The 19,983-nt window shown below is 71.6% G+C and carries 17 protein-coding genes; 10 read left to right on the top strand and 7 right to left on the bottom strand.

What is annotated here, in order from left to right:
- The first annotated feature begins 181 nt into the window (after nucleotides 1-181).
- A complete protein-coding gene (locus CP981_RS07865; RefSeq protein ID WP_085927778.1) occupies nucleotides 182-862 on the top strand; it encodes a MerR family transcriptional regulator in 681 nt (226 codons plus the stop codon).
- A 91-nt stretch (nucleotides 863-953) separates the two neighbouring features.
- Here the strand turns inward: CP981_RS07865 and CP981_RS07860 are convergent, their stop codons facing one another.
- Complete coding sequence (locus CP981_RS07860) at nucleotides 954-1,811, bottom strand: siderophore-interacting protein (RefSeq protein WP_085927779.1); 858 nt, start codon at nucleotides 1,809-1,811, stop codon at nucleotides 954-956.
- 49 nt (nucleotides 1,812-1,860) lie between these two features.
- Nucleotides 1,861-2,775: a 5'-3' exonuclease gene (locus tag CP981_RS07855; RefSeq protein WP_085927780.1), complete on the bottom strand. Its 915-nt coding sequence runs from the start codon at nucleotides 2,773-2,775 to the stop codon at nucleotides 1,861-1,863.
- A 227-nt stretch (nucleotides 2,776-3,002) separates the two neighbouring features.
- Here CP981_RS07855 and CP981_RS07850 point away from each other — a divergent pair, with 227 nt between their 5' ends.
- From CP981_RS07850 to CP981_RS07835, 4 genes are all read left to right on the top strand, one after another.
- Nucleotides 3,003-4,193 carry a quaternary amine ABC transporter ATP-binding protein gene (locus CP981_RS07850; protein WP_085927781.1) on the top strand — a complete coding sequence of 397 codons (1,191 nt, stop codon included), beginning with the start codon at nucleotides 3,003-3,005 and terminating at the stop codon, nucleotides 4,191-4,193.
- A complete protein-coding gene (locus CP981_RS07845; RefSeq protein ID WP_085927782.1) occupies nucleotides 4,186-6,786 on the top strand; it encodes an ABC transporter permease/substrate binding protein in 2,601 nt (866 codons plus the stop codon). Before CP981_RS07850 ends, CP981_RS07845 begins: the two co-directional genes overlap by 8 nt.
- A 222-nt stretch (nucleotides 6,787-7,008) precedes the next feature.
- Nucleotides 7,009-7,449 (top strand): hypothetical protein, encoded by a 441-nt coding sequence (locus CP981_RS07840; RefSeq protein ID WP_085927783.1) that lies wholly within the window; start codon nucleotides 7,009-7,011, stop codon nucleotides 7,447-7,449.
- A 64-nt stretch (nucleotides 7,450-7,513) separates the two neighbouring features.
- Nucleotides 7,514-8,290, top strand: a complete 777-nt coding sequence (locus CP981_RS07835; protein WP_085927784.1) for a helical backbone metal receptor — start codon at nucleotides 7,514-7,516, stop codon at nucleotides 8,288-8,290.
- An 18-nt stretch (nucleotides 8,291-8,308) separates the two neighbouring features.
- Here the strand turns inward: CP981_RS07835 and CP981_RS07830 are convergent, their stop codons facing one another.
- Nucleotides 8,309-9,454, bottom strand: a complete 1,146-nt coding sequence (locus CP981_RS07830; protein ID WP_085927797.1) for a TDT family transporter — start codon at nucleotides 9,452-9,454, stop codon at nucleotides 8,309-8,311.
- An 86-nt stretch (nucleotides 9,455-9,540) separates the two neighbouring features.
- On the opposite strand from CP981_RS07830, the gene CP981_RS07825 reads away from it, so the two are divergent.
- Entirely contained in the window at nucleotides 9,541-10,473 is a 933-nt protein-coding gene (locus CP981_RS07825; protein ID WP_208852911.1) for a LysR family transcriptional regulator, read from the top strand.
- 23 nt (nucleotides 10,474-10,496) lie between these two features.
- On the opposite strand, the gene CP981_RS07820 is transcribed toward CP981_RS07825, so the two are convergent.
- From CP981_RS07820 to CP981_RS07810, 3 genes are all read right to left on the bottom strand, one after another.
- Nucleotides 10,497-11,195: a gamma-glutamyl-gamma-aminobutyrate hydrolase family protein gene (locus CP981_RS07820; protein ID WP_085927785.1), complete on the bottom strand. Its 699-nt coding sequence runs from the start codon at nucleotides 11,193-11,195 to the stop codon at nucleotides 10,497-10,499.
- 105 nt (nucleotides 11,196-11,300) lie between these two features.
- Complete coding sequence (gene eat / locus CP981_RS07815; RefSeq protein WP_085927786.1) at nucleotides 11,301-12,770, bottom strand: ethanolamine permease; 1,470 nt, start codon at nucleotides 12,768-12,770, stop codon at nucleotides 11,301-11,303.
- Nucleotides 12,771-12,902: 132 nt separating this feature from the next.
- A complete protein-coding gene (locus tag CP981_RS07810; protein ID WP_085927787.1) occupies nucleotides 12,903-13,634 on the bottom strand; it encodes a FadR/GntR family transcriptional regulator in 732 nt (243 codons plus the stop codon).
- A 73-nt stretch (nucleotides 13,635-13,707) separates the two neighbouring features.
- Between CP981_RS07810 and CP981_RS07805 the strand changes: the two genes are divergently transcribed.
- From CP981_RS07805 to CP981_RS07790, 4 genes are all read left to right on the top strand, one after another.
- A complete protein-coding gene (locus CP981_RS07805) occupies nucleotides 13,708-15,075 on the top strand; it encodes a glutamine synthetase family protein (protein ID WP_085927788.1) in 1,368 nt (455 codons plus the stop codon).
- 10 nt (nucleotides 15,076-15,085) lie between these two features.
- On the top strand, nucleotides 15,086-16,456 hold the full coding sequence (locus CP981_RS07800) for an aldehyde dehydrogenase family protein (RefSeq protein WP_085927789.1): 1,371 nt from the start codon (nucleotides 15,086-15,088) through the stop codon (nucleotides 16,454-16,456).
- Nucleotides 16,453-17,238, top strand: coding sequence for a 3-oxoacyl-ACP reductase (locus CP981_RS07795; RefSeq protein WP_085927790.1), 786 nt, complete (start codon nucleotides 16,453-16,455; stop codon nucleotides 17,236-17,238). Before CP981_RS07800 ends, CP981_RS07795 begins: the two co-directional genes overlap by 4 nt.
- Before the next feature lie 112 nt (nucleotides 17,239-17,350).
- Nucleotides 17,351-18,622 (top strand): HAD family hydrolase, encoded by a 1,272-nt coding sequence (locus CP981_RS07790; protein WP_085927791.1) that lies wholly within the window; start codon nucleotides 17,351-17,353, stop codon nucleotides 18,620-18,622.
- 27 nt (nucleotides 18,623-18,649) lie between these two features.
- On the opposite strand, the gene CP981_RS07785 is transcribed toward CP981_RS07790, so the two are convergent.
- Nucleotides 18,650-19,870: an amino acid deaminase/aldolase gene (locus tag CP981_RS07785; protein ID WP_085927792.1), complete on the bottom strand. Its 1,221-nt coding sequence runs from the start codon at nucleotides 19,868-19,870 to the stop codon at nucleotides 18,650-18,652.
- Nucleotides 19,871-19,983: the final 113 nt, after the last annotated feature.

Here is a 19,983-nt window from a genome sequence, read left to right as displayed (position 1 = left end):
AGGAGAAGGCGAGCAGTGAGCGATATCTGGACATGCGGGTCCCCCGTGAATGGATAGTGGCGCTTTCCGCTATCTGATAGCTGGACTATCTATGATGGAGGGCGGAATGGCAAGGCCGGGTGCGGGCGCCCGGCCATTCGGCACGCCGGGGAGATGGCCCCGGCGAGGAGAAGGGCGGCAGATGCGCATCGGGGAGTTGAGTCGCGAGACGGGAGTCGCGATCCCGACGATCAAGTACTACGTCCGCGAGGGGCTGTTGCCCGCGGGCCGGCTGACCAGCCCGAACCAGGCCAGTTACGACGCCGGCCATGTCCGCAGGCTGCGCCTGATCCGGGGGATGATCGACGTCGGGGGGCTTTCGGTCTCGGCCGTGCGGGACGTGCTGGCCGCCGTCGACTCACCGGAGGAGTCGGTGCACCACGTGCTCGGCGCGGCGCAGGAGGCGATCACCCCGCGGACGGCCGCCGCACCGGAGGGGATGGAAGAGGCGCGGCAGACGGTCGCGGAGCTGATCCGCCGCCGCGGCTGGCGGGTCGAGCCGCAGAACCCGTCAATCGAGAAACTGGCCGTCGCGCTGGCCACCTTCCGGGGCATCGGGCACGGCGATTTCGAGGAGGTCCTGGACGCCTACGCCGAGGCCTGTGAGCGGGTCGCCGCCGCCGATCTGGCGTGGGCGGGGCGCAATGCCGAGGTCGACGGGCTGGTGGAGAGCGTCGTGGTGGGGACCGTCCTGGGGGACGCGGTCCTCTCGGCGCTGCGCCGGCTCGCGCATGTGGAGGCGTCGGCCCGCAGGTTCGAGAGTCTTGCGGAGGGGGCGCGCGGCCGCCGGCGGCGGCCGCAGCCAACTCCCAAGGCCCTGTAGGGCGCAGGGCGCTCCCCTCCCGGCTCCCGTACGACAGCGGGCCCTTCCCCGCGGCACTCTCGCCGGGAAGGGCCCGTATGGCTCCGCCGCGTCAGGAAGCCGCCGCCGCGGTGGGCTCCTGTTCGGCCTCGACCTGCTGGTTCCAGTCGCGCTTGGCGGCCTGCCAGCCGTCCTCGTCGTGGCCGGTGCGCCAGTAGCCGGAGATGGACAGGTCCTCGCGGGGGATCTCGCGCTCGACGCGGAGCAGCCGCCGCAGTTCCTTCACGAAGCCGGCCTCGCCGTGCACGAACGCCTGGACCCGGCCGGACGGGAAGGTCAACGCCCGGACGGCGGCGACCAGTTCGCGGCCGACCGGGGCGCCGCCACGGTACAGCCAGGTGACCTCGGCGCCGGCCGGTATGTGCAGCTCCTGGCGCTCCTCCGGTCCCGCCACCTCGATGAAGGCGTGCACCGGCACCCCCGCGGGCATCCGGGCGAGCGAGGCCGCGATGGCCGGCAGCGCGCTCTCGTCGCCCGCCAGCAGATGCCAGTCGGCGCCGGCCTCCGGGGCATAGGCGCCGCCGGGGCCGAGCAGGAAGATCTCGTCACCGGGCTGTGCCGCGGCCGCCCAGGGACCGGCCAGGCCCTCGTCGCCGTGCACCACGAAGTCCACGGTCAGCTCGCGGGTCTCGGCGTCCCAGCTGCGGACGGTGTACGTACGGGTGCTGGGCCACTGGTCACGCGGGAAGTCGGCCCGGATCTGCGCGATGTCGAACGGCTCGGGGTAGACGACGCCGGGGCGCGGGAAGACCAGCTTGACGTAATGGTCGGAGTACTCGCCCGCGGCGAACTCCACCAGCCCTTCACCGCCCAGCACCACCCGGACCATGTGCGGCGTGAGCTGCTCGGTGCGCCGCACCCGGGCGCGGTGCACGGCGGGCTTCTTGCGGGACGGACGCTCTACTGCCACGGCAATCTCCCCTGACGCCAAGGTTATTAGGTATACCTAACCTAACAGTTCATCGGCGAAGTGTGAGGAGCAGCCGCTGGAGGGCGCCGCCGAGGCCCCACCGGTCGGCCAGTGCTTCCAGGCGCTCCGGGTCGGCCGGTTCGACGGGCAGGGCGTGGTCGACGGCGGGCACCGGTACGTCGGTGGCCACCTTCACGACCTTCGGGGCGACCGCCAGGTACGGGCGCGACTCCAGCAGCCGCTTGCGCTGTGCGGGGGTCACCTTCGAGGCGGGGTCGTCGGCGGCGGCCATGATTCCCGCCAGATCGCCGTAGGTGGCCAGCAGCTTGGCGGCGGTCTTCTCGCCGATGCCCGGAACGCCGGGCAGGCCGTCGCTGGGGTCGCCGCGCAGCAGCGCCAGATCGGCGTAGCCGGGGCCGTCCACCCCGTACTTCTCCCGCAGCAGGGCCTCGTCGGTGACCTGGAGGGTGCCGACGCCCTTGAGCGGATAGAGGATGCGGATACCGCGACGGTCGTCGACGAGCTGGAAGAGGTCGCGGTCGCCGGTGACGATGTCCACCGGGCCCGTGGCCTGCGCGGTCAGGGTGCCGATCACGTCGTCGGCCTCGTAGCCGGCCGCGCCGATGCGGGCGATGCCCAGGGCGTCCAGGACCTCCTCGATGACCGGGACCTGCGGCGAGAGGGTGTCGGGGATCTCCTCCTCGTCGGGCTCCGCGGACCCGGCCGGGGCCTCCTCGGCGACCCGGTGTGCCTTGTAGGAGGGGATCAGATCGACCCGCCACTGGGGGCGCCAGTCGAAGTCCATACAGGCGACCAGGTCATCGGGGTGGTGGTCCTGGACGAGCCGGGCGATGAAGTCCAGCAGACCGCGCACCGCGTTCACCGGGGTGCCGTCCGGGGCTTTGACTGATTCCGGTACCCCGAAATAGGCGCGGAAGTAGAGCGAGGCGGTGTCGAGGAGCATCAGGCGTCGAGTCACATCCCGCATCTTGCCGTATGCCCCATACGTCACACAGGCGTGAGCTGGATCACCGTTGTGTTTGAGTCAGATAAAGAGGGGCAGGCGCGCACCCGGAGTGAACCAGGTCGGGATTCAACTATTCGACCGGTAAACGCGGGCCGACCCCGTGCCGCTCCACGACCTGGCTACGGGGGTGGCAGGTCGTTCTTCACACAACAAGAGAGGCATATGTGTCCAGGCTGCAAGCCGAGCACCTGTACAAGGTGTTCGGCAGAAGACCCGAGGACGCGGTCCGCAAGCTCGAAGCCGGCGAGAGCCGGGACGAGCTGCGGGCCGAAGGCACCACCGCGGCGGTGATCGACGCGTCGATCGAGGTCGACGAGGGCCAGATCTTCGTCGTCATGGGTCTGTCCGGGTCCGGTAAGTCCACCCTGTTGCGGATGCTCAACGGGCTGCTGGAGCCGACCGCCGGGACCGTCCGGATCGACGGCCAGGACCTCACCTCGCTCAGCGACAAGGAACTGCGCAAGGTCCGCTCCGAGAAGATCTCCATGGTCTTCCAGCACTTCGCGCTCTTCCCGCACCGCAGTGTGCTGGAGAACGCCGCCTACGGCCTGGAGGTGCAGGGCGTCCCCCGCGCCGAGCGCACCCGGCGCGCCACCGAGGCACTGGAACTCACCGGGCTCAAGGGCTGGGAGAAGTCCTGGCCCGACGAGCTGTCCGGCGGGATGCAGCAGCGGGTGGGCCTGGCCAGGGCGCTGGCCACCGATGCCGATCTGCTGCTGATGGACGAGTCCTTCAGCGCACTCGACCCGCTGATCCGCCGCGATATGCAGGACCAGCTGCTCGAACTCCAGAAGACCCTGAAGAAGACCATCGTCTTCATCACCCACGACCTCAACGAGGCGATGCGCCTCGGTGACCGGATCGCCGTGATGCGGGACGGGCGGATCGTGCAGACCGGCAGCGCCGAGGACATCCTCGTCACGCCGGCCAACGACTACGTCGCCTCCTTCACCCAGGACGTGGACCGGACGCGGGTGCTGACCGCGGGCGCGATCATGGCCGAGGTCGGGACCGTGCTCGGTGCGACCACCCCCGAGGGCCACAAGCTCACCACCGCGGCGGAGTTCCGGGCCGCGGCGCCCGCCACCGTCGGGGTGGACACCCCGCTCTTCGAGCTGTTCACCCCCTGCTCGACCAGCACCGTTCCGGTCGCCGTGACCGATGAGCACGGGGACCTGGTCGGTGCGGTGGCGGCCGAGCGGCTGCTCGCCGTCCTCGGCGAACCCGCCCGGCAGGACACGGCCGGTGTTCCGGCCCAGGGCGGCGACGGCACGGCCGTGCCGCCCGGCAAGACGACCGCGGCGGACGCGCCGGCCGGCCACGAGCCCGAGGACAAGGTGATCGCCGGTGCCTAGGATCCCGATAGGCAGCTGGGCCGAGGGCGCCGTCAACTGGCTGCGCGACAACCTCGACTGGTTCTTCACCCTCATCACGAAGGTGCTGAACGGCCTCTACGACGCGATTCACACGGTGCTGTCCGGGCCCGAACCGCTGCTGCTGGCCGGCATCCTCGCGGTGCTCGCCTGGTGGCTGCGCGGTCTGCCGGCCGCCCTGCTCACCTTCGGCGGCTTCGCCCTGATCGACTCGGTCGAACAGTGGAACCCGACCATCGAGTCGCTGTCCCTGGTGCTGGTGGCCTGCCTGATCACCGTGGTGGTCGCGGTGCCGCTCGGTATCTGGGCGGCCCGCAGCCGGGTCGTCGGCGGTGTGCTGCGTCCGGTCCTGGACCTGATGCAGACGATGCCGGCGATGGTCTACCTCATCCCCGGCATCCTCTTCTTCGGCCTCGGTGTCGTCCCCGGCATCGTCGCCACCATCGTCTTCGCCATGCCGCCCGCGGTCCGGATGACCGAACTCGGCATCCGGCAGGTCGACGCGGAACTGGTCGAGGCGGCCGAGGCGTTCGGCACCCACCCGCGGCGCACGCTCTTCCGCGTCCAGCTGCCGCTGGCGCTGCCGACGATCATGGCCGGTATCAACCAGGTCATCATGCTGGCGCTGTCCATGGTCGTCATCGCCGGCATGGTCGGCGGCGGCGGTCTCGGCGGGTCCGTCTACAACGCGATCAGCTCGGTCGATGTGGCGCTGGGCGCCGAGGGCGGTATCGCGGTCGTCATTCTGGCCATGTACCTGGACCGGATGACCGGCGCTCTCAACCAGCGGGTCTCCCCGCTCGGCCGGCGGGCGCTGGCCAAGGCGCAGGCGGCGCTCGGCGGCCTGAAGTTCCTGCACTGGCGGCCCGCCACCTCCGTGGCCATGGTCGGCATCGTCGTGCTGGCGCTGCTCGCAGGCGGGATGGGCATGACGGGCAAGGGCGGCGGCCAGGGCGGCGGCGGCAACGGCCGTCCGATCAGCCTCGGCTACGTCAACTGGGACGAGGGCAAGGCCACCACGTACCTCTGGAAGGAAATCCTGGAGGAGCGCGGCTACAAGCCCAAGGTCGAGGCCCTGGAGGCCGGCCCGCTGTTCGCCGGCCAGGCCCGTGGTGACATCGACGTGCAGACCAACGCCTGGCTGCCGACCACCCACGCCTCGTACTGGAAGAAGTACCAGGACAAGCTGGAGGACCTCGGCACCTGGTACGACAAGACCTCCCTGGAGATCGCGGTCCCGTCCTACCTGAAGGGCGTCAAGACCCTCGACGACCTCAAGGGCAGGGGCGGCCAGTTCGGCGGCAAGATCACCGGCATCGAGCCGGGCGCCGGCGAGATGAAGATCCTCAAGGAGAAGGTCCTCAAGGACTACGGCCTGGGCGGCGAGTACAAGGTCCAGGAGTCCAGCACCGCGTCCATGCTCACCGAGCTGGACCGCTCGCTGCACGCCAAGAAGCCGATCGCGGTCACCCTGTGGTCCCCGCACTGGGCGTACGACAAGTACAAGCTCACCAAGCTCAAGGACCCCAAGGGCTCCTTCGGTTCCGGGGACGGTCTGCACCTGCTGGGCCGTAAGGGCTTCGCCAAGGACGAGCCCGAGGTCGCCTCGTGGATGAAGAAGTTCCACCTGGACGAGAAGCAGCTCACCAGCCTGGAGAGCGACATCAAGGACGCCGGCCAGGGCCATGAGCAGGACGGTGTGCGTACCTGGCTGAAGAAGCACCCCGGCCTGGTCGACAAGCTCGCGCCGTCCGCCGACGCCGCCTACGCCAAGGGCAAGGACGCCGGCAAGGCGCCGAACATCGGCTACCCCGCGTGGGACGAGGGCATCGCCACCACGTACCTGTGGAAGAACGTCCTGGAGAAGCGCGGCTACCGGCCGAACATCCGGAACCTCGATGTCGGGCCGATGTGGACGGGACTGTCCACCGGCCAGATCGATGTGGAGACGGACGGCTGGCTGCCGGTCGCGCAGAAGCAGTACTGGGACAAGTACAAGAAGGATCTGGTCGACGTCGGGCCCTGGTACGACAAGACCTCGCTGGAGATCGCGGTGCCTTCGTACGTCAAGGGTGTGAAGACCCTGGACGATCTGCGCGAGCACCAGGACGAGTTCCAGGGCAAGATCATCGGCATTGAGCCGGGCACCGGCGAGATGAAGCGCCTCAAGGACACCGTCGCTCCCGCGTACGGCCTTCAGGACTTCGAGGTCACCTCGGCCGGCACCAGCGCCATGCTGACGGAGCTGGACCGGGCGTACCACAAGAAGGAGCCGGTCGCGGTGGTGCTGTGGTCGCCGCACTGGGCCTACAGCAAGTACAAGCTCACCAAGCTCAAGGACCCCAAGGGCACCTGGGGCGCCAACAACCAGATCAAGACGCTCGGCAACAAGAGCTTCCCGGAGAAGTTCCCGGAGTTCCACGGCTGGCTGAAGAACTGGAAGATGAGCGCCGACGAGCTCGGCAGCCTGGAGCAGGACATCCAGGACGCCGGTAAGGGCAACGAGAACAAGGGCGTCGAGAAGTGGATCGCCGACCATCCGGGCATCGTCGACAAGATGGCGCCGGTGAAGTAGGCGGACCGGGCGCGTAGTCCGCGCCGCCCTGTCCTCCAGCGAGCCCCGTCCCCGGCAGTTGCCGGGCGGCGGGGCTCGTTGCTGTGCGGAGGCCGCGCGGCGCGGGAACGGTGGATCACCCGACCGGCGGCGTTTGCTGCGCGGCGGGGTGGGACAGGTGATTCGCTCTGCTGTGTGCCCGTTTTTCCTGAGGGGCCGCCGTGGTCGCGGCCGGCGAAGGAGATGACCGTGAAGCCCGCACCTTCCGCCGCCGTCGTCCTGCTCGGCCTCACCGTCCTGGGGCTCGCCGCGCCCGTCGCCGCCGCTCAGGTCGAGCCGGATCCGATGGTGGCCGGACAGCGGGTGCGTATCAGCGACGGCAGGGTGTGTGCTCAGGACGGTGCCGCGCGGGTGTCGTCGAGGCTGTTCGGCCCGGTGGTGCTGCGGCCGGGGGAGGGCGGGATGGCCGCCCAGGCCCGGGTCGCCGAGGGGGCCGCGCCGGGCCGCTACCCGGTGACCATCCACTGTGCGTCGGGCGGGGCGAGCTTCACCGAGACCGTCACGGTGCGCGACGCCCGGGTCGAGGGGCTGAACGCCGCCCAGGCCGCGGGCGGTCTGGCGCTGCTGGCGCTCGCCGCGGGTGCGGCGTTCTGGCTGCGGCGCACGGTCGGCGGACGCTCCTGAGGGCCGGGCCGCGGGGTGACAGCGGCCTGCTGCCCGCGTGGTGACGGGCGCGTACCGTGAGCGGATGACCGGTCACCGTTCCCCCCGGCGCGTGGTGTCCCTGGTGCCCTCCCTCACCGAGGCGGTGGCGGCGAGCGCGCCCGAGCTGCTGGTCGGGGTCACCGACTGGTGCAGCCACCCCGCCGGGCTCGACGTCCCCCGCATCGGCGGCACCAAGAATCCCGACATCGGCCGGATCGCGGCACTGGCGCCGGAGCTGGTGATCGCGAACGAGGAGGAGAACCGTCCGCAGGATCTGGATGCGCTGCGGGCCGCCGGGCTGACCGTCCTGGTCACCGAGGTACGGACACTGGACCAGGCGTGGCGCGAACTGGCGCGGGTGCTGGTGACCGGCTGCGGACTGCCCCGGCCCGAGTGGCTGGACGCCGCCGAGGCCGCCTGGCGCGACCTGCCGGCCCCGGCGGCGATGGGGGTCTCCGCTGCTCGAACGGAGTTGAGAGCTTGGGGAAGGACAGCGGTGGTGCCCATCTGGCGCCGGCCGTGGATGGTGCTGGGCCGGGACACCTTCGCCGGCGATGTCCTGGCCCGTCTGGGCGTGCGCAATCTGTACGCGGACCACGCCGAGCGCTACCCCCGTATTCCGCTCGACGAGATCGACACCGGGGCCGCCGATCTCGTGGTGCTGCCCGACGAGCCCTATCGCTTCAGCGCCGAGGACGGCCCGGAGGCGTTCCCCGGCCTGCCCGCCGCGCTGGTCAGCGGCCGCAGTCTGACCTGGTACGGGCCGTCGCTGGCGGCGGCCCCGGCCGAGCTGGCACAGGCGCTGGCCGGGGCCCGGTGAGGGCGCGGGGGACACCCCCTACGGCGTGACCGGCCGGGGCGGGGCCAGCAGGCGGCCGCGGGCCAGGCCGACGGCGGTGCGGGTGCCGGCCACCGCGACCGCCGCCACGAGGGCAGCGAACAGCGCCGCGGCGAGCCAGCCGAAGGCGTGCAGACCGGTGTGCCGGGCCAGGCCCGCCGCGCCCGTGACGCAGGTCCCCAGGGGGAAGGTGAAGCCCCACCAGGTCATCGAGAAGCCCATGCCGCGGCGGACGGCGCGGACCACCATCGCGGTGGCGAGCGGCAGCCAGAGCAGCGCGAAGCCCATCACCGGGACGCCGTAGAGCACCGCGAAGGCACCCATGGCGTGTGCGGTGGCCGGGGCCACGACGCCGGGTGCGGCGTCGGCGAGGTTGTTCACGGCGGTGGTCGACTGGCCGAGCGGGCCGAGGACGAGGAACAGCGTGGGGGTGAGCGCCAGGGGGAGCGGGCCGTGGTGGATCAGCCGGGACAGCACCAGCGGCAGCACGAGCAGGGTGGCCAGCAGGGACATGCCGAACAGGGCGTAGCAGCCGAGCAGCAGGGCCCGCTGCCACTGGCCGGCCGGCAGCTGCGCCACCAGCGCCGGGCCGACCGCCGCCGAGACCATCGGGGCGACCAGCGGCAGCAGCCAGACGGGGGAGGCGCTGCCGGGCTCGATCCGGTGCCGGGTGACCATCAGATACGGGATCGCCGCGGCGCCCACGAGTCCGGTCAGGGTGCCCACGGTCCACAGCACGGCGTCGGCGGCCACCGCGGCCGGTGTGCCGATGACGTCCCGGCCCACCGCGAGCGTGCCGCCGCCGACCGCGAGCAGGGCCATGGCGAGACAGCCGTAGAACGGGGCGACGGCCGGGTCCAGCAGCTGGCGGCGCGCCTGGTCGCCGTGGCGGACCCAGTGCACGGTTCTGGCGGCCAGCAGCGTCAGCAGCATCAGCACGGACAGCGCCCAGACCGCCTGGTAGGCGGTGCGCGCACCGGGCCCGGTGAACGGCAGCACCGCACCGGCGTTGGCGACGATCGCGGTGCCCATGACGGTGGCGTACCAGTTCGGCCCGAGATGACGGACCGACGCCGGGGCCGGGGTGCGGGGGGTGTCAGGGGCTGAGGTGTCGGTGCGGGAAGGTGCTTGCGCGAGGGTTGCCATGAGAGCAGCGTCGCCGCCCCGGACGGCCGCCACCAGGGACTCCGTGTCTATGAGGGCATAAGCTGGGGTTATGTGCAGGGGGATTTATGGGTGCTGAGGACGAGTCGGTCGCCGTATCGCTGGCGCACCGGGTCCCGGATCTCGGCGCGTTGGAGCTGCTGCTCGCCGTCGCCCGGCTCGGCAGTCTGGGGCGGGCCGCCCGCGCGCGGGGTATCAGCCAGCCCGCCGCCAGCAGCCGTATCCGGTCGATGGAGCGGCAGTTGGGGGTGGCGCTGGTGGAGCGCTCGCCGCGCGGCTCCCGGCTGACCGATGCCGGAGCGCTGGTGACGGACTGGGCGCGGCGGGTGGTGGAGGCGGCCGAGGCGTTCGACGCGGGCGCGCAGGCGCTGCGCGGGCGGCGCGATTCCCGGTTGCGGGTCGCCGCCAGCATGACGATCGCCGAGTATCTGCTGCCGGGCTGGCTGATCGCGCTGCGCGCCCAGCGGCCCGGCACTGCCGTCTCCCTGCTCGCGGGCAACTCCAGTGCGGTCGCCGAGCGGTTGCTGGGAGGCGCGGCGGACCTCGGTTTCGTCGAGGGGCTGGAGGTGCCGGCGGGGCTGGACGGGACGGTCATCGGACAGGACCGGCTGATCGTGGTCGCCGCCCCTTCCCACCCCTGGACCCGGCGCCGTACGGAGCTGACCGCCGCCGAACTGGCCGCCACCCCGCTGATCCTGCGTGAGCGGGGATCCGGGACCCGCCAGGTGCTGGACGCGGCGCTCGCCCGGCACGGCGGCCTGGCCGAACCGCTCCTGGAACTCGCCTCCACCACGGCCGTGAAGGCGGCGGTGGTGAGCGAGGCGGCGCCGTCCGTGCTCAGCGAACTCGCCGTCGGTGAGGAGCTGACCGCGCGCCGGCTGGTGGAGATTCCGGTGCGCGGCCTGCGTCTCGGCCGGGAGTTGCGCGCCGTGTGGCCCACCGGTCAGCGGCCGGCGGGACCGGCCCGCGACCTGCTCGGGCTGACGCGCGGCGCGCCCTGAGGCCGGGGCCGGTTCGAGCGGTCTCACTCCGCCGGGGACGCCCCGCGTGCCGCCGCGACCAGCGCGTCCATCACCCGGGTGTCCTCCCCGGCCTCCGGGTGCCACTGCACCGCCAGCGCGAAGCCGTAGGCGCCCGGGAGTTCCAGCGCCTCGATGGTGCCGTCCTCCGCGTACGCCGAGGCCAGCAGCCCGCGGCCGATCCGGTCCACGGCCTGGTGGTGGTACGTCGGCACGGCGACCGGCTCGGGGAGCGTACGGCCCAGCAGCGTCCCGGGGACCGGCTTGATCTCGTGCTGCTCGAAGACCCCGGGTGCTCCGGCGTGCCCGTCGAGGTGCTGGATCAGGGAGCCGCCCAGCGCCACGTTCAGCAGCTGGAGTCCGCGGCAGATGCCCAGCAGCGGGACGCCGCCCGCCAACGCGGCCTCGATCAGGGCCAGTTCCCAGGCGTCCCGGTCCAGGGCGGGCGGGCCGGTCCTGGGGTGCGGCTCGGCGCCGTAGCGCGCCGGCTGGACATCCGCGCCGCCGGCGATCACCAGACCGTCCAGGCGGGCGACGGCCGCGGCGGCGGTGGCCGGATCGCCCGGCGGCAGCAGCGCGGCCAGCCCGCCCGAGCGCTGCACCAGCTTCGGGTACCCGGCGGGCACCAGCGCGGCGGGCAGCGACCACACCCCCCACCGGGCCTCTTCCTGGTACGTGCTGATGCCGATGAGGGGCTGGGACATGGGGTGGGGTCCTCCGTGCGTACGTGGGGTGGGTGCGGTGCGGGGACGGCCGGAGCCGGCCGGGAGGTCCCGGCCGGCCGTGTGGGCGTGTCCCGAGGGTGCCGGTCAGGTGCGTTCGAGCTCCGCCTCCGCCGCGGCCAGCGCCGCGAACTCCTCCTCGGGTGCCGCGGCCACCAGCCGGTGCCGGGAGTAGAAGGCGAAGTAGGCGAGCGCCACGACGTAGACACCGAGGGCGATGAAGGCGGCTTCCTTGTCCACCAGGAACGTCGCCACCAGCGCGGAGCAGGCCAGGACGAACGCGATGGACGAGGTCAGCATGCCGCCGGGGGTGCGGTAGGGGCGGGGCAGTCCGGGCTCACGGCGGCGCAGCACGATGTGCGAGAGCGCCATCAGCGCATAGGAGATGGTGGCGCCGAAGACCGCGACATTGAGCATCCGGGCGCCGTCGCCGGTGGCCGCGGCGAGCGCGAAGCCCAGTGCGCCGGGCACCAGCAGGCCCAGGTAGGGGGCCTTGCGGCGGCTGGTCAGGGAGAGGAAGCGGGGCAGATAGCCGGCCCGGGAGAGCGCGAAGAGCTGGCGGGAACCGGCGAAGATCAGGGAGAAGAAGGAGGCCACCAGGCCCGCGAGCCCCGCGTAGTTGACGATCCGGCTGACGGTGGTGGGCTCGCCGTGCGGCTGGAGCGCCTGGACCAGCGGATCGCCCACCGACTGGATCGCCGCCGAGCCGCGTGCGCCGGTCGCGGCGACAAAGGTGATCAGTGCGAGCACCAGCAGGATGCCCATGGCGGCGGCCATCGCCTTGGGCAGGGAGCGGGCCGGGTCCTTGGTCTCCTCGGCCGCCAGCGGGACGCCCTCGACGCCCAGGAAGAACCACATACCGAACGGGAAGGCCGCCCAGATCCCCAGGATGCCGAACGGCAGCCAGGAGTTGGCCCCGAAGGCGCCGGCCTTGACGGGGATGTCGTTGAGCGAGTCGACATGGAAGTCGGTCAGTGCGGCGATCGCGAAGACGACGACCGCGGCGACCGCGATGGCGGTGACGATCAGGCTGAAGCGCAGTGCCTCGCCCACGCCCCACAGATGGATCCCGATGAAGATCGCAAAGCAGGCGAGATAGACCGGCCAGCTGGAGTGCAGCCCGAACAGGCCGAGTGATTCGACGTAGTCACCGATGAAGATGGAGATCGCGGCGGGCGCCAGCACATATTCGATCAGGATCGCGGTGCCGGTCAGAAAGCCGCCCCAGGTGCCCAGGGCGCGCCGGGCGAAGCCGTAGCCGCCGCCCGCGGTCGGCAGGATCGAGGCCAGCTCCGCCAGCGCGAAGACCAGACAGGTGTACATCAGGCCCATCAGGACGGCGGCGATCGCCAGGCCGCCGAAGCCGCCCTGCGCCAGACCGTTGTTCCATCCCGAGAAGTCGCCGGAGACGACATAGGCGACGCCCAGGCCGGTCAGCAGCAGCGGTCCCGCGCTGCCGCGGCGCAGTGTCCGCCGCTCCAGATAGGTCTCGTCGGGGGATGCGCCGCCCGCGGACCCAGCGGGCGGTGCGGTCTGCGTTTCCGTGTTGTCGGCCATGAGCCGCTCCTGCCTCGCCGAGGGGATAACGAGCAAAGGTTTAGCCGCATACCTTTGCTGGCGGGTCGGCGCAGCGCAAGACCTGTACGTAAAAGAATGGTGAACGCGCGCGCACCGTCCCCGTGCGGGTGCTCAGGGTGGCGGGGCGGTCAGGAAGCCCCGCAGCAGCGCCGCGGTGCCGCAGCAGTGCTCCCGCATCACCTCGCGCGCCCCGTCCGCATCGCCCTCCAGCACCGCCTCGACCAGTGCGGTGTGCTGGGTCTGGGAGTGCTCCAGATTCCGGACGAGCAGCGGAATGCAGTCCAGGAGATCGTTCACCCGGGCCCGGACCGCCGCGTACTGCGCCGCCAGCGACGGTGAGCCGGACAGCTCCGCGAGCGTCAGATGCAGCAGGGTGTCCCGCCTGCGGTAATCGGCGAGCGGGGCGTCCTGGGTGGCCGCGAGCGCCGTGCGCAGCCGGTCGCTCTGTGCGTCGGACAGTCCGTGGGCGGCGCACAGTCCGGCCGCGCCCACCTCCAGCACCTCCCGGAAGCGCAGGGTGTCCTCGACGTCGACCTTCTCGATCCGGCGCCGCAGCTCGGCCTCGCCGTGGTTCTCCGTGCGCACCCGGACGAACGTGCCGCCGTAGCGCCCGCGCCGGCTCTCCACCAGGCCCTCGTCCTGGAGTACCTTCAGTACCTCGCGCAGGGTGACCCGGCTGATCTGGAGCCGTTCGGCCAACTCCCGTTCCGCGGGCAGCCGTTCGCCCTGGGGCACCAGGCCGAGCCGGACGATCTGGAGTATCTGCTCCAGGGCTTCCTCGAAACCGTTGCCCGCGCGCACCGGCCGCAGCACCGGTGCCAGCCGATCAGCCGCACTCTCCATCGATACCCCTTCCCAATCAATGGTTCGTGTGCCTACCTTATGACCTCCGGATGCAGTGACAGGAGGCAATACCGTGGCAGACCGCACGCCCCCACTCTCCGTCGAGGAGCTCAGAGTCCTCGTCGACGCCGGGGAGATCGACACTGTCGTCCTCGCCTTCACCGATATGCAAGGCAGGCTCCAGGGCAAGCGGTTCGCCGCCCGATATTTCCTGGACACCGTCCTCGACCACGGTACGGAGGGCTGCAACTACCTCCTCGCCGTCGATGTCGACCTCAACACCGTCGAGGGCTACGCCATGTCCTCCTGGGAGCGTGGCTACGGCGACTTCGCCATGCACGGCGACCCCGGCACCCTGCGCCGCACCCCCTGGAACGCCGGCACCGCCCTGATCACCGCCGACCTCGCCTGGCACGACGGCTCGCCGGTCGTCGCCTCGCCCCGGCAGATCCTGCGCCGCCAGCTCGACCGGCTCGCCGAGCGCGGCTGGAGCGCGTACGCCGGCACCGAGCTGGAGTTCATGCTCTTCAAGGACTCCTACGAGGACGCCTGGTCCCGCGGCTACCGCGAGATGAACCCCGCGAACCAGTGGAACGGCGACTACTCCGTCCTCGGCACCGGCCGCGTCGAACCCGTGCTGCGCCGCATCCGCAACGAGATGGGCGCGGCCGGCATGACCGTCGAGTCCGCCAAGGGCGAGTGCAACCTCGGCCAGCACGAGATCGTGTTCGTCTACGACGAGGCGCTCACCACCTGCGACCAGCACGCGATCTACAAGACCGGCGCCAAGGAGATCGCCGCCCAGGAGGGCATGTCGCTCACCTTCATGGCGAAGTACGACGAGCGCGAGGGCAACTCCTGTCATATCCACCTCTCGCTCCAGGACGAGGACGGGCGGCCGGTGCTGGCCGACGACGACGGCCCGTACGGCATGTCGAAGACCATGCAGCACTTCCTGGCGGGCCAGGTCGCCGCGATGCGTGACTTCACGCTCCTCTACGCGCCCAACATCAACTCCTACAAGCGCTTCCGCCCCGGCTCCTTCGCGCCCACCGCCGTCGCCTGGGGCCCCGACAACCGCACCTGCGCCCTGCGGGTGGTCGGCCACGGCCGCGCCCACCGCCTGGAGAACCGGCTGCCCGGCGGCGATGTGAACCCCTACCTGGCGGTCGCCGGCATGGTCGCGGCGGGTCTGTACGGCATAGAGCACGAGCTGGAGCTCCCCGAGGCGACCACCGGCAACGCCTACACCGGCGACGCCGCCCATGTCCCCACGACGCTGCGCGAGGCCGCCGAGCTGTGGGAGCGGAGCCCGATCGCCCGGGCGGCGTTCGGCGACGAGGTCGTCGACCACTACCGCCACATGGCCCGCGTCGAGCAGGACGCCTACGACGCCGCCGTCACGGACTGGGAGCGCTTCCGCTCCTTCGAGCGCATGTAAGGAACCGCACGTGTTGCACGAGCTGAAGATTCTCAACCCGGCGACCGAGGAGGTGGTGGCCACCGTCCCCACCACCTCTCCCGAAGAGGTCGACGCGGCGGTCCGCCGGGCCGCGGCCGCCCAGGAATCCTGGGCCGCGGTGGCACCCGGCGACCGGGCCCGCATCCTGCGCCGCTTCGCCGAGGTCGTCGACGCGCACATCGAGCCGCTTGCCGCCCTCGAACTCAAGGAGGCGGGCCACCCGCTGGGCAACGCCCGGTGGGAAGCGGGCAACGTCCGCGATCTGCTGCACTACGCCGCAGGGGGAGTGGAGCGGCTGACCGGCACCCAGATCCCGGTCGCCGGCGGACTCAACATCACCGTCCAGGAGCCGCTCGGCGTCGTCGCCGTCATCGCCCCCTGGAACTTCCCGATGCCGATCGCCGCCTGGGGCACCGCCCCCGCGCTCGCGGCCGGCAACGCGGTCCTCCTCAAGCCCGCCGAGACCACCCCGCTCACCGCGATCGAGCTCGCCGAACTCGCCCTGGAGGCAGGCCTGCCCGAGGGCCTCTTCCAGGTCCTGCCCGGCGAGGGGCCGGTCACCGGCACCGCGCTGGTCGACCACCCCGGCGTCGCCAAGGTCGTCTTCACCGGCTCCACCGCCACCGGCCGGCAGATCGCCGCCCGCTGCGCCACCCAGACCAAGCGGCTCACCCTCGAACTCGGCGGCAAGAGCCCCAACATCGTCTTCGCAGACGCCGACATCGAGGCCGCCGCGGCCGCCGCCCCTGGCTCCTTCCTCGACAACACCGGCCAGGACTGCTGCGCCCGCAGCCGCATCCTCGTCCAGCGCTCCGTCTACGACCGCTTCATGGAGCTGCTGGAGCCCGCGGTCAAGGCGTTCACCGTCGGCGACCCGGCCGACCCCGCCACCCAGATGGGCCCGCTGATCTCCGCCGCCCAGCGCGAGCGGGTGCGGTCCTTCGTCCCCGAGGACGCCCCGGCCGCCATCCGCGGCGAGGCACCCGCCGGCAAGGGCTTCTGGTACCCGGCCACCGTCCTGGAGGGCCGCCCCGAGGACCGTACGGCCGTCGAGGAGATCTTCGGCCCGGTCGCGGTCGTCCTCCCCTTCGACGACGAGGCCCACGCCGTCCGGCTCGCCAACGCCGGTGACTACGGGCTGGCCGGCTCGCTCTGGACCCGTGACGTCGGCCGCGCCCTGCGGGTCTCGCGCGGCGTCGCGGCCGGCAACCTCTCCGTCAACTCCCACAGCGCCGTGCGCTATTGGACCCCCTTCGGCGGGTTCAAGCAGTCCGGTCTCGGCCGTGAGCTGGGCCCCGATGCACTGACCGCCTTCACCGAGACCAAGAACATCTTCATCAGCACCGAGGAGACCAAGTGACCGAGCAGACCGCAGTGTGCCGCCGCCTCGTCGGCCGTACCGCCGTGATCACCGGTGCCGGCAGCGGCATCGGCCTGGCCACCGCCCGCCGACTGGCCTCCGAAGGTGCCAACGTCGTCTGTGCCGACATCGACGAGACGGCGGGCAAGGCCGCGGCCGCCGAGGTCGGCGGCCTCTACGTCCAGGTCGATGTGACCGACTCCGACCAGGTCGAGGCGCTGTACAAGACCGCCTTCGACACCTACGGCTCGGTCGACATCGCCTTCAACAACGCCGGGATCTCCCCGCCCGACGACGACTCGATCCTCACCACCGGCCTGGACGCCTGGAAGCGCGTCCAGGAGGTCAACCTCACCTCGGTCTACCTCTGCTGCAAGCACGCACTGCCCTACATGCAGCGCCAGGGCCGCGGCTCCATCATCAACACCGCGTCCTTCGTGGCCGTCATGGGCGCCGCCACCTCCCAGATCAGCTACACCGCCTCCAAGGGCGGCGTGCTGTCCATGTCCCGCGAACTGGGCGTGCAGTTCGCCCGCGAGGGCATCCGGGTCAACGCCCTGTGCCCGGGGCCGGTCAACACCCCGCTGCTCAAGGAGCTGTTCGCCAAGGACCCCGAGCGCGCCGCGCGCCGTCTGGTGCACGTCCCGGTCGGCCGGTTCGCCGAGCCGGAGGAGATCGCCTCCGCGGTCGCCTTCCTCGCCAGCGACGACTCCTCGTTCGTCAACGCCGCCGAGTTCCTGGTCGACGGCGGTATCGCGGGCGCGTACGTGACTCCGGTCTAACCGCGCGCTGTTCACCTGCGCGTAAGCGCCATGGCGGCCGGACGTCGTACGACGCCCGGCCGCCATGCGCTACCGTCCGCCTTCGGTTCTTCGTTCGACAGGAGTGCGTTCCATGCTCACCAAGCGTCGTTGGACGGCAGCGGGTGCTGCCCTCGCAGTGTTGGGTGGCGGCGTCGCCGTCGCGCAAACGGCCACGGCGGGCCCGGCCCCCCGTCACTGCCCCACCCTCCACGTGACCAAGGGCTGGTACGGCGACAACCGTGCCAAGCTCCAGAAGATGATCGATGAGCAGGGCAGCTGCTCCGGCTCCGGAGGCGCGAAGCCGGTCGCGACCTTCGACTGGGACAACACCGTCGTCAAGAACGACATCTCCGACGCCACGCTGGCCTGGATGCTGCGCAACGACAAGGTGCTGCGCCCGGCGAGCTGGAAGGCCACCAACAAGTGGATGACGGATGACGCCGCCCGTGCGCTGACCAAGGCCTGCGGCACCTCCGTACCGGCCGGCCGGCCGCTGCCGACGTCGACGGACACCGGCTGCACCGACGAGATCCTCGACATCTACCAGGACGCCAAGACCTCCACCGGCAAGAAGGCGTTCGAGGGTGAGTGGAACGCCCGCCGCACCGTCCCGGAGTACGTCTGGATCACCCAGCTCTTCGCCGGTCACAGCCCCGCGCGGCTGACCGCGTACGCCCGCGCCGCCCGCGCCGAGAACCTCGCCGCGCCGATCGGCACGGAGCAGAAGGTCGGCACCCACACGATGGCGGGCTACGTCCGCTACTACGACCAGCAGCGCGACCTCATCGGCACCCTCAAGAAGGCCGGCTTCGACGTCTACATCGTCTCCGCGTCGGCCGAGCCGCTGGTCCGCGCCTGGGCGCCCGGTGTGGGCATCGACCGCGACCACACCATCGGTATCCGCAACCTCGTCCGCGACGGCAAGCTCACCACCGGCGTCCAGGGCTGCGGCGACGTCAAGGACACCAACGGCGAGGTCCTGACGTACATGGACGGCAAGCGCTGCTGGATCAACCAGGAGATCTTCCACGTCAAGGGCGCCAAGGCCTGGCAGCAGCAGGACCGGGCGCACCGCCCCGCCTTCGCCGCGGGCGACGCCGAGACGGACGTGACCTTCGTCGATGACGCCACCGCCGGACACCTCGCCATCAACCGCAACAAGACCGAGCTGATGTGCCGGGCGTACGACAACGCCGACCACCGCTGGCTGGTCAACCCGATGTTCATCGAGCCGAAGAAGCGCCAGGCCGACCCGTACCCGTGCGCGACCACGGGCTACACCCGGCCGGACGGCTCCCTCGGACCGGTCCGCCGTGCGGACGGCAGCATCGTGCCCGACCAGCAGGACCGCGTCCACGGCTGACGGCAGCAACGGGACGGGGGCGCGCCTTCACAGGAAGGCGTGCCCCTCTCCCCGGTACGTCGGGACCGTGTCCACCACCCGGTCCCCGTCGATCAGATGCAGCTCGGCGAACCGCTCACACAGCTCACCGGCCTTCGCATGCCGGAACCACACCTTGTCGCCGATCCGCAGCCGGTCCGCGGCCGGCCCCAGCAGCGGGGTCTGCACCTCGCCGGGGCCTTCCTGCGGGTCGTAGCGCAGCCCGGCGGGCAGATGCGGCACCGGCAGCCGGTCCGGGCCCGCCACGCCCGACGCCGGATAGCCGCCGCCCAGCACCGTCACCACCCCGGGGCCCGGCCGGCGCACCACCGGCTGGGCGAACAGCGCCGCCGGACGCCCGCTGAACGAACGGAAGTTGTCGAACAGCCGCGGCACATACAGCCCCGACCCGGCCGCGATCTCGGTGACCGCCGCCTCCGCCGCGGTGTGCTGCACACTGCCGGTCCCGCCGCCGTTGACGAACTCCAGCCGGGGCGCCACCTCCCGCACCGCCCGGACGGCCGCCCAGCGCCGCTGCGCCAGCTCCTTGCGCGCCGCCGCCTGCATCACCCGGATCGTCCGCGAGAACACCGGCTTGCCGGCGACCTCGTCACCGACCCCCGCCACATGCCCCTCGTACGCCATCAGCCCCACCAGCCGGAACCCGGGACGGCGCACCACCGACCGGGCCAGCGCGGCCAGTTGCGCGGGCGTCCGCAGGGGAGAGCGGCGGGCGCCGACGCGCACCTTCCCGCCCAGCAGCTGGAAGGACGTGTCCAGTTCCAGGCACACCCGCACCTCCTCGCCCGGCCCGCCGGACGGCCGGGCGGCGTCGATCAGATCCAGCTGCACCGGGTCGTCGACCATCACCGTCACCGCGGCCGCGAGCCCGGGATCGGCGGTCAGCTCGGCGAAGCCCACCCGGTCCGCCGACGGATAGGCCAGCAGGACGTCCCGGAAGCCCGAGCGCGCCAGCCACAGCGACTCGGCGAGCGTGAAGCTCATGATCCCCGCGAAGCCGTCCCGCGCCAGTACCCGTTCCAGCAGCGCCCGGCAGCGCACGGACTTGCTCGCCACCCGGATCGGCTTGCCCTTCGAGCGGCGCACCAGATCGGCGGCGTTGGCGTCGAAGGCCCGCAGGTCGACGACGGCCAGCGGCGCGTCGAGGGCGGCGGTGGCCCGGTCGTAGGCGGCTTTGTCGGCATCCGCGCCGGATGTGTACGGGGACATGGCCGCAGCCTGCCAGACCCCGCTACCACTGGGTAGGGGAGAGATTGCGACAGAGCGGACAGGGGTTGGAGCACCGACGGCGCCAGCCCTTACAGTGGCTCGACACCGCAACC

Origin of the sequence: Streptomyces platensis, assembly GCF_008704855.1 — a bacterium.
In the GTDB taxonomy this organism is placed as follows: domain Bacteria; phylum Actinomycetota; class Actinomycetes; order Streptomycetales; family Streptomycetaceae; genus Streptomyces; species Streptomyces platensis.
The sequence above is the reverse complement of the archived record's forward strand: the minus strand, read 5'-3'. Positions and strand labels throughout refer to the sequence as shown.

What these genes read in the sequence shown, in the direction of transcription:
- CP981_RS07865 (WP_085927778.1), top strand. Translation starts at nt 182, where the DNA reads ATGCGCATCGGGGAGTTGAGTCGCGAGACGGGAGTCGCGATCCCGACG.
- CP981_RS07855 (WP_085927780.1), bottom strand. Translation starts at nt 2,775, where the DNA reads ATGCTCCTCGACACCGCCTCGCTCTACTTCCGCGCCTATTTCGGGGTA.
- CP981_RS07840 (WP_085927783.1), top strand. Translation starts at nt 7,009, where the DNA reads ATGACCGTGAAGCCCGCACCTTCCGCCGCCGTCGTCCTGCTCGGCCTC.
- CP981_RS07835 (WP_085927784.1), top strand. Translation starts at nt 7,514, where the DNA reads ATGACCGGTCACCGTTCCCCCCGGCGCGTGGTGTCCCTGGTGCCCTCC.
- CP981_RS07830 (WP_085927797.1), bottom strand. Translation starts at nt 9,454, where the DNA reads ATGGCAACCCTCGCGCAAGCACCTTCCCGCACCGACACCTCAGCCCCT.
- CP981_RS07825 (WP_208852911.1), top strand. Translation starts at nt 9,541, where the DNA reads ATGGGTGCTGAGGACGAGTCGGTCGCCGTATCGCTGGCGCACCGGGTC.
- CP981_RS07820 (WP_085927785.1), bottom strand. Translation starts at nt 11,195, where the DNA reads ATGTCCCAGCCCCTCATCGGCATCAGCACGTACCAGGAAGAGGCCCGG.
- eat (WP_085927786.1), bottom strand. Translation starts at nt 12,770, where the DNA reads ATGGCCGACAACACGGAAACGCAGACCGCACCGCCCGCTGGGTCCGCG.
- CP981_RS07810 (WP_085927787.1), bottom strand. Translation starts at nt 13,634, where the DNA reads ATGGAGAGTGCGGCTGATCGGCTGGCACCGGTGCTGCGGCCGGTGCGC.
- CP981_RS07790 (WP_085927791.1), top strand. Translation starts at nt 17,351, where the DNA reads ATGCTCACCAAGCGTCGTTGGACGGCAGCGGGTGCTGCCCTCGCAGTG.
- CP981_RS07785 (WP_085927792.1), bottom strand. Translation starts at nt 19,870, where the DNA reads ATGTCCCCGTACACATCCGGCGCGGATGCCGACAAAGCCGCCTACGAC.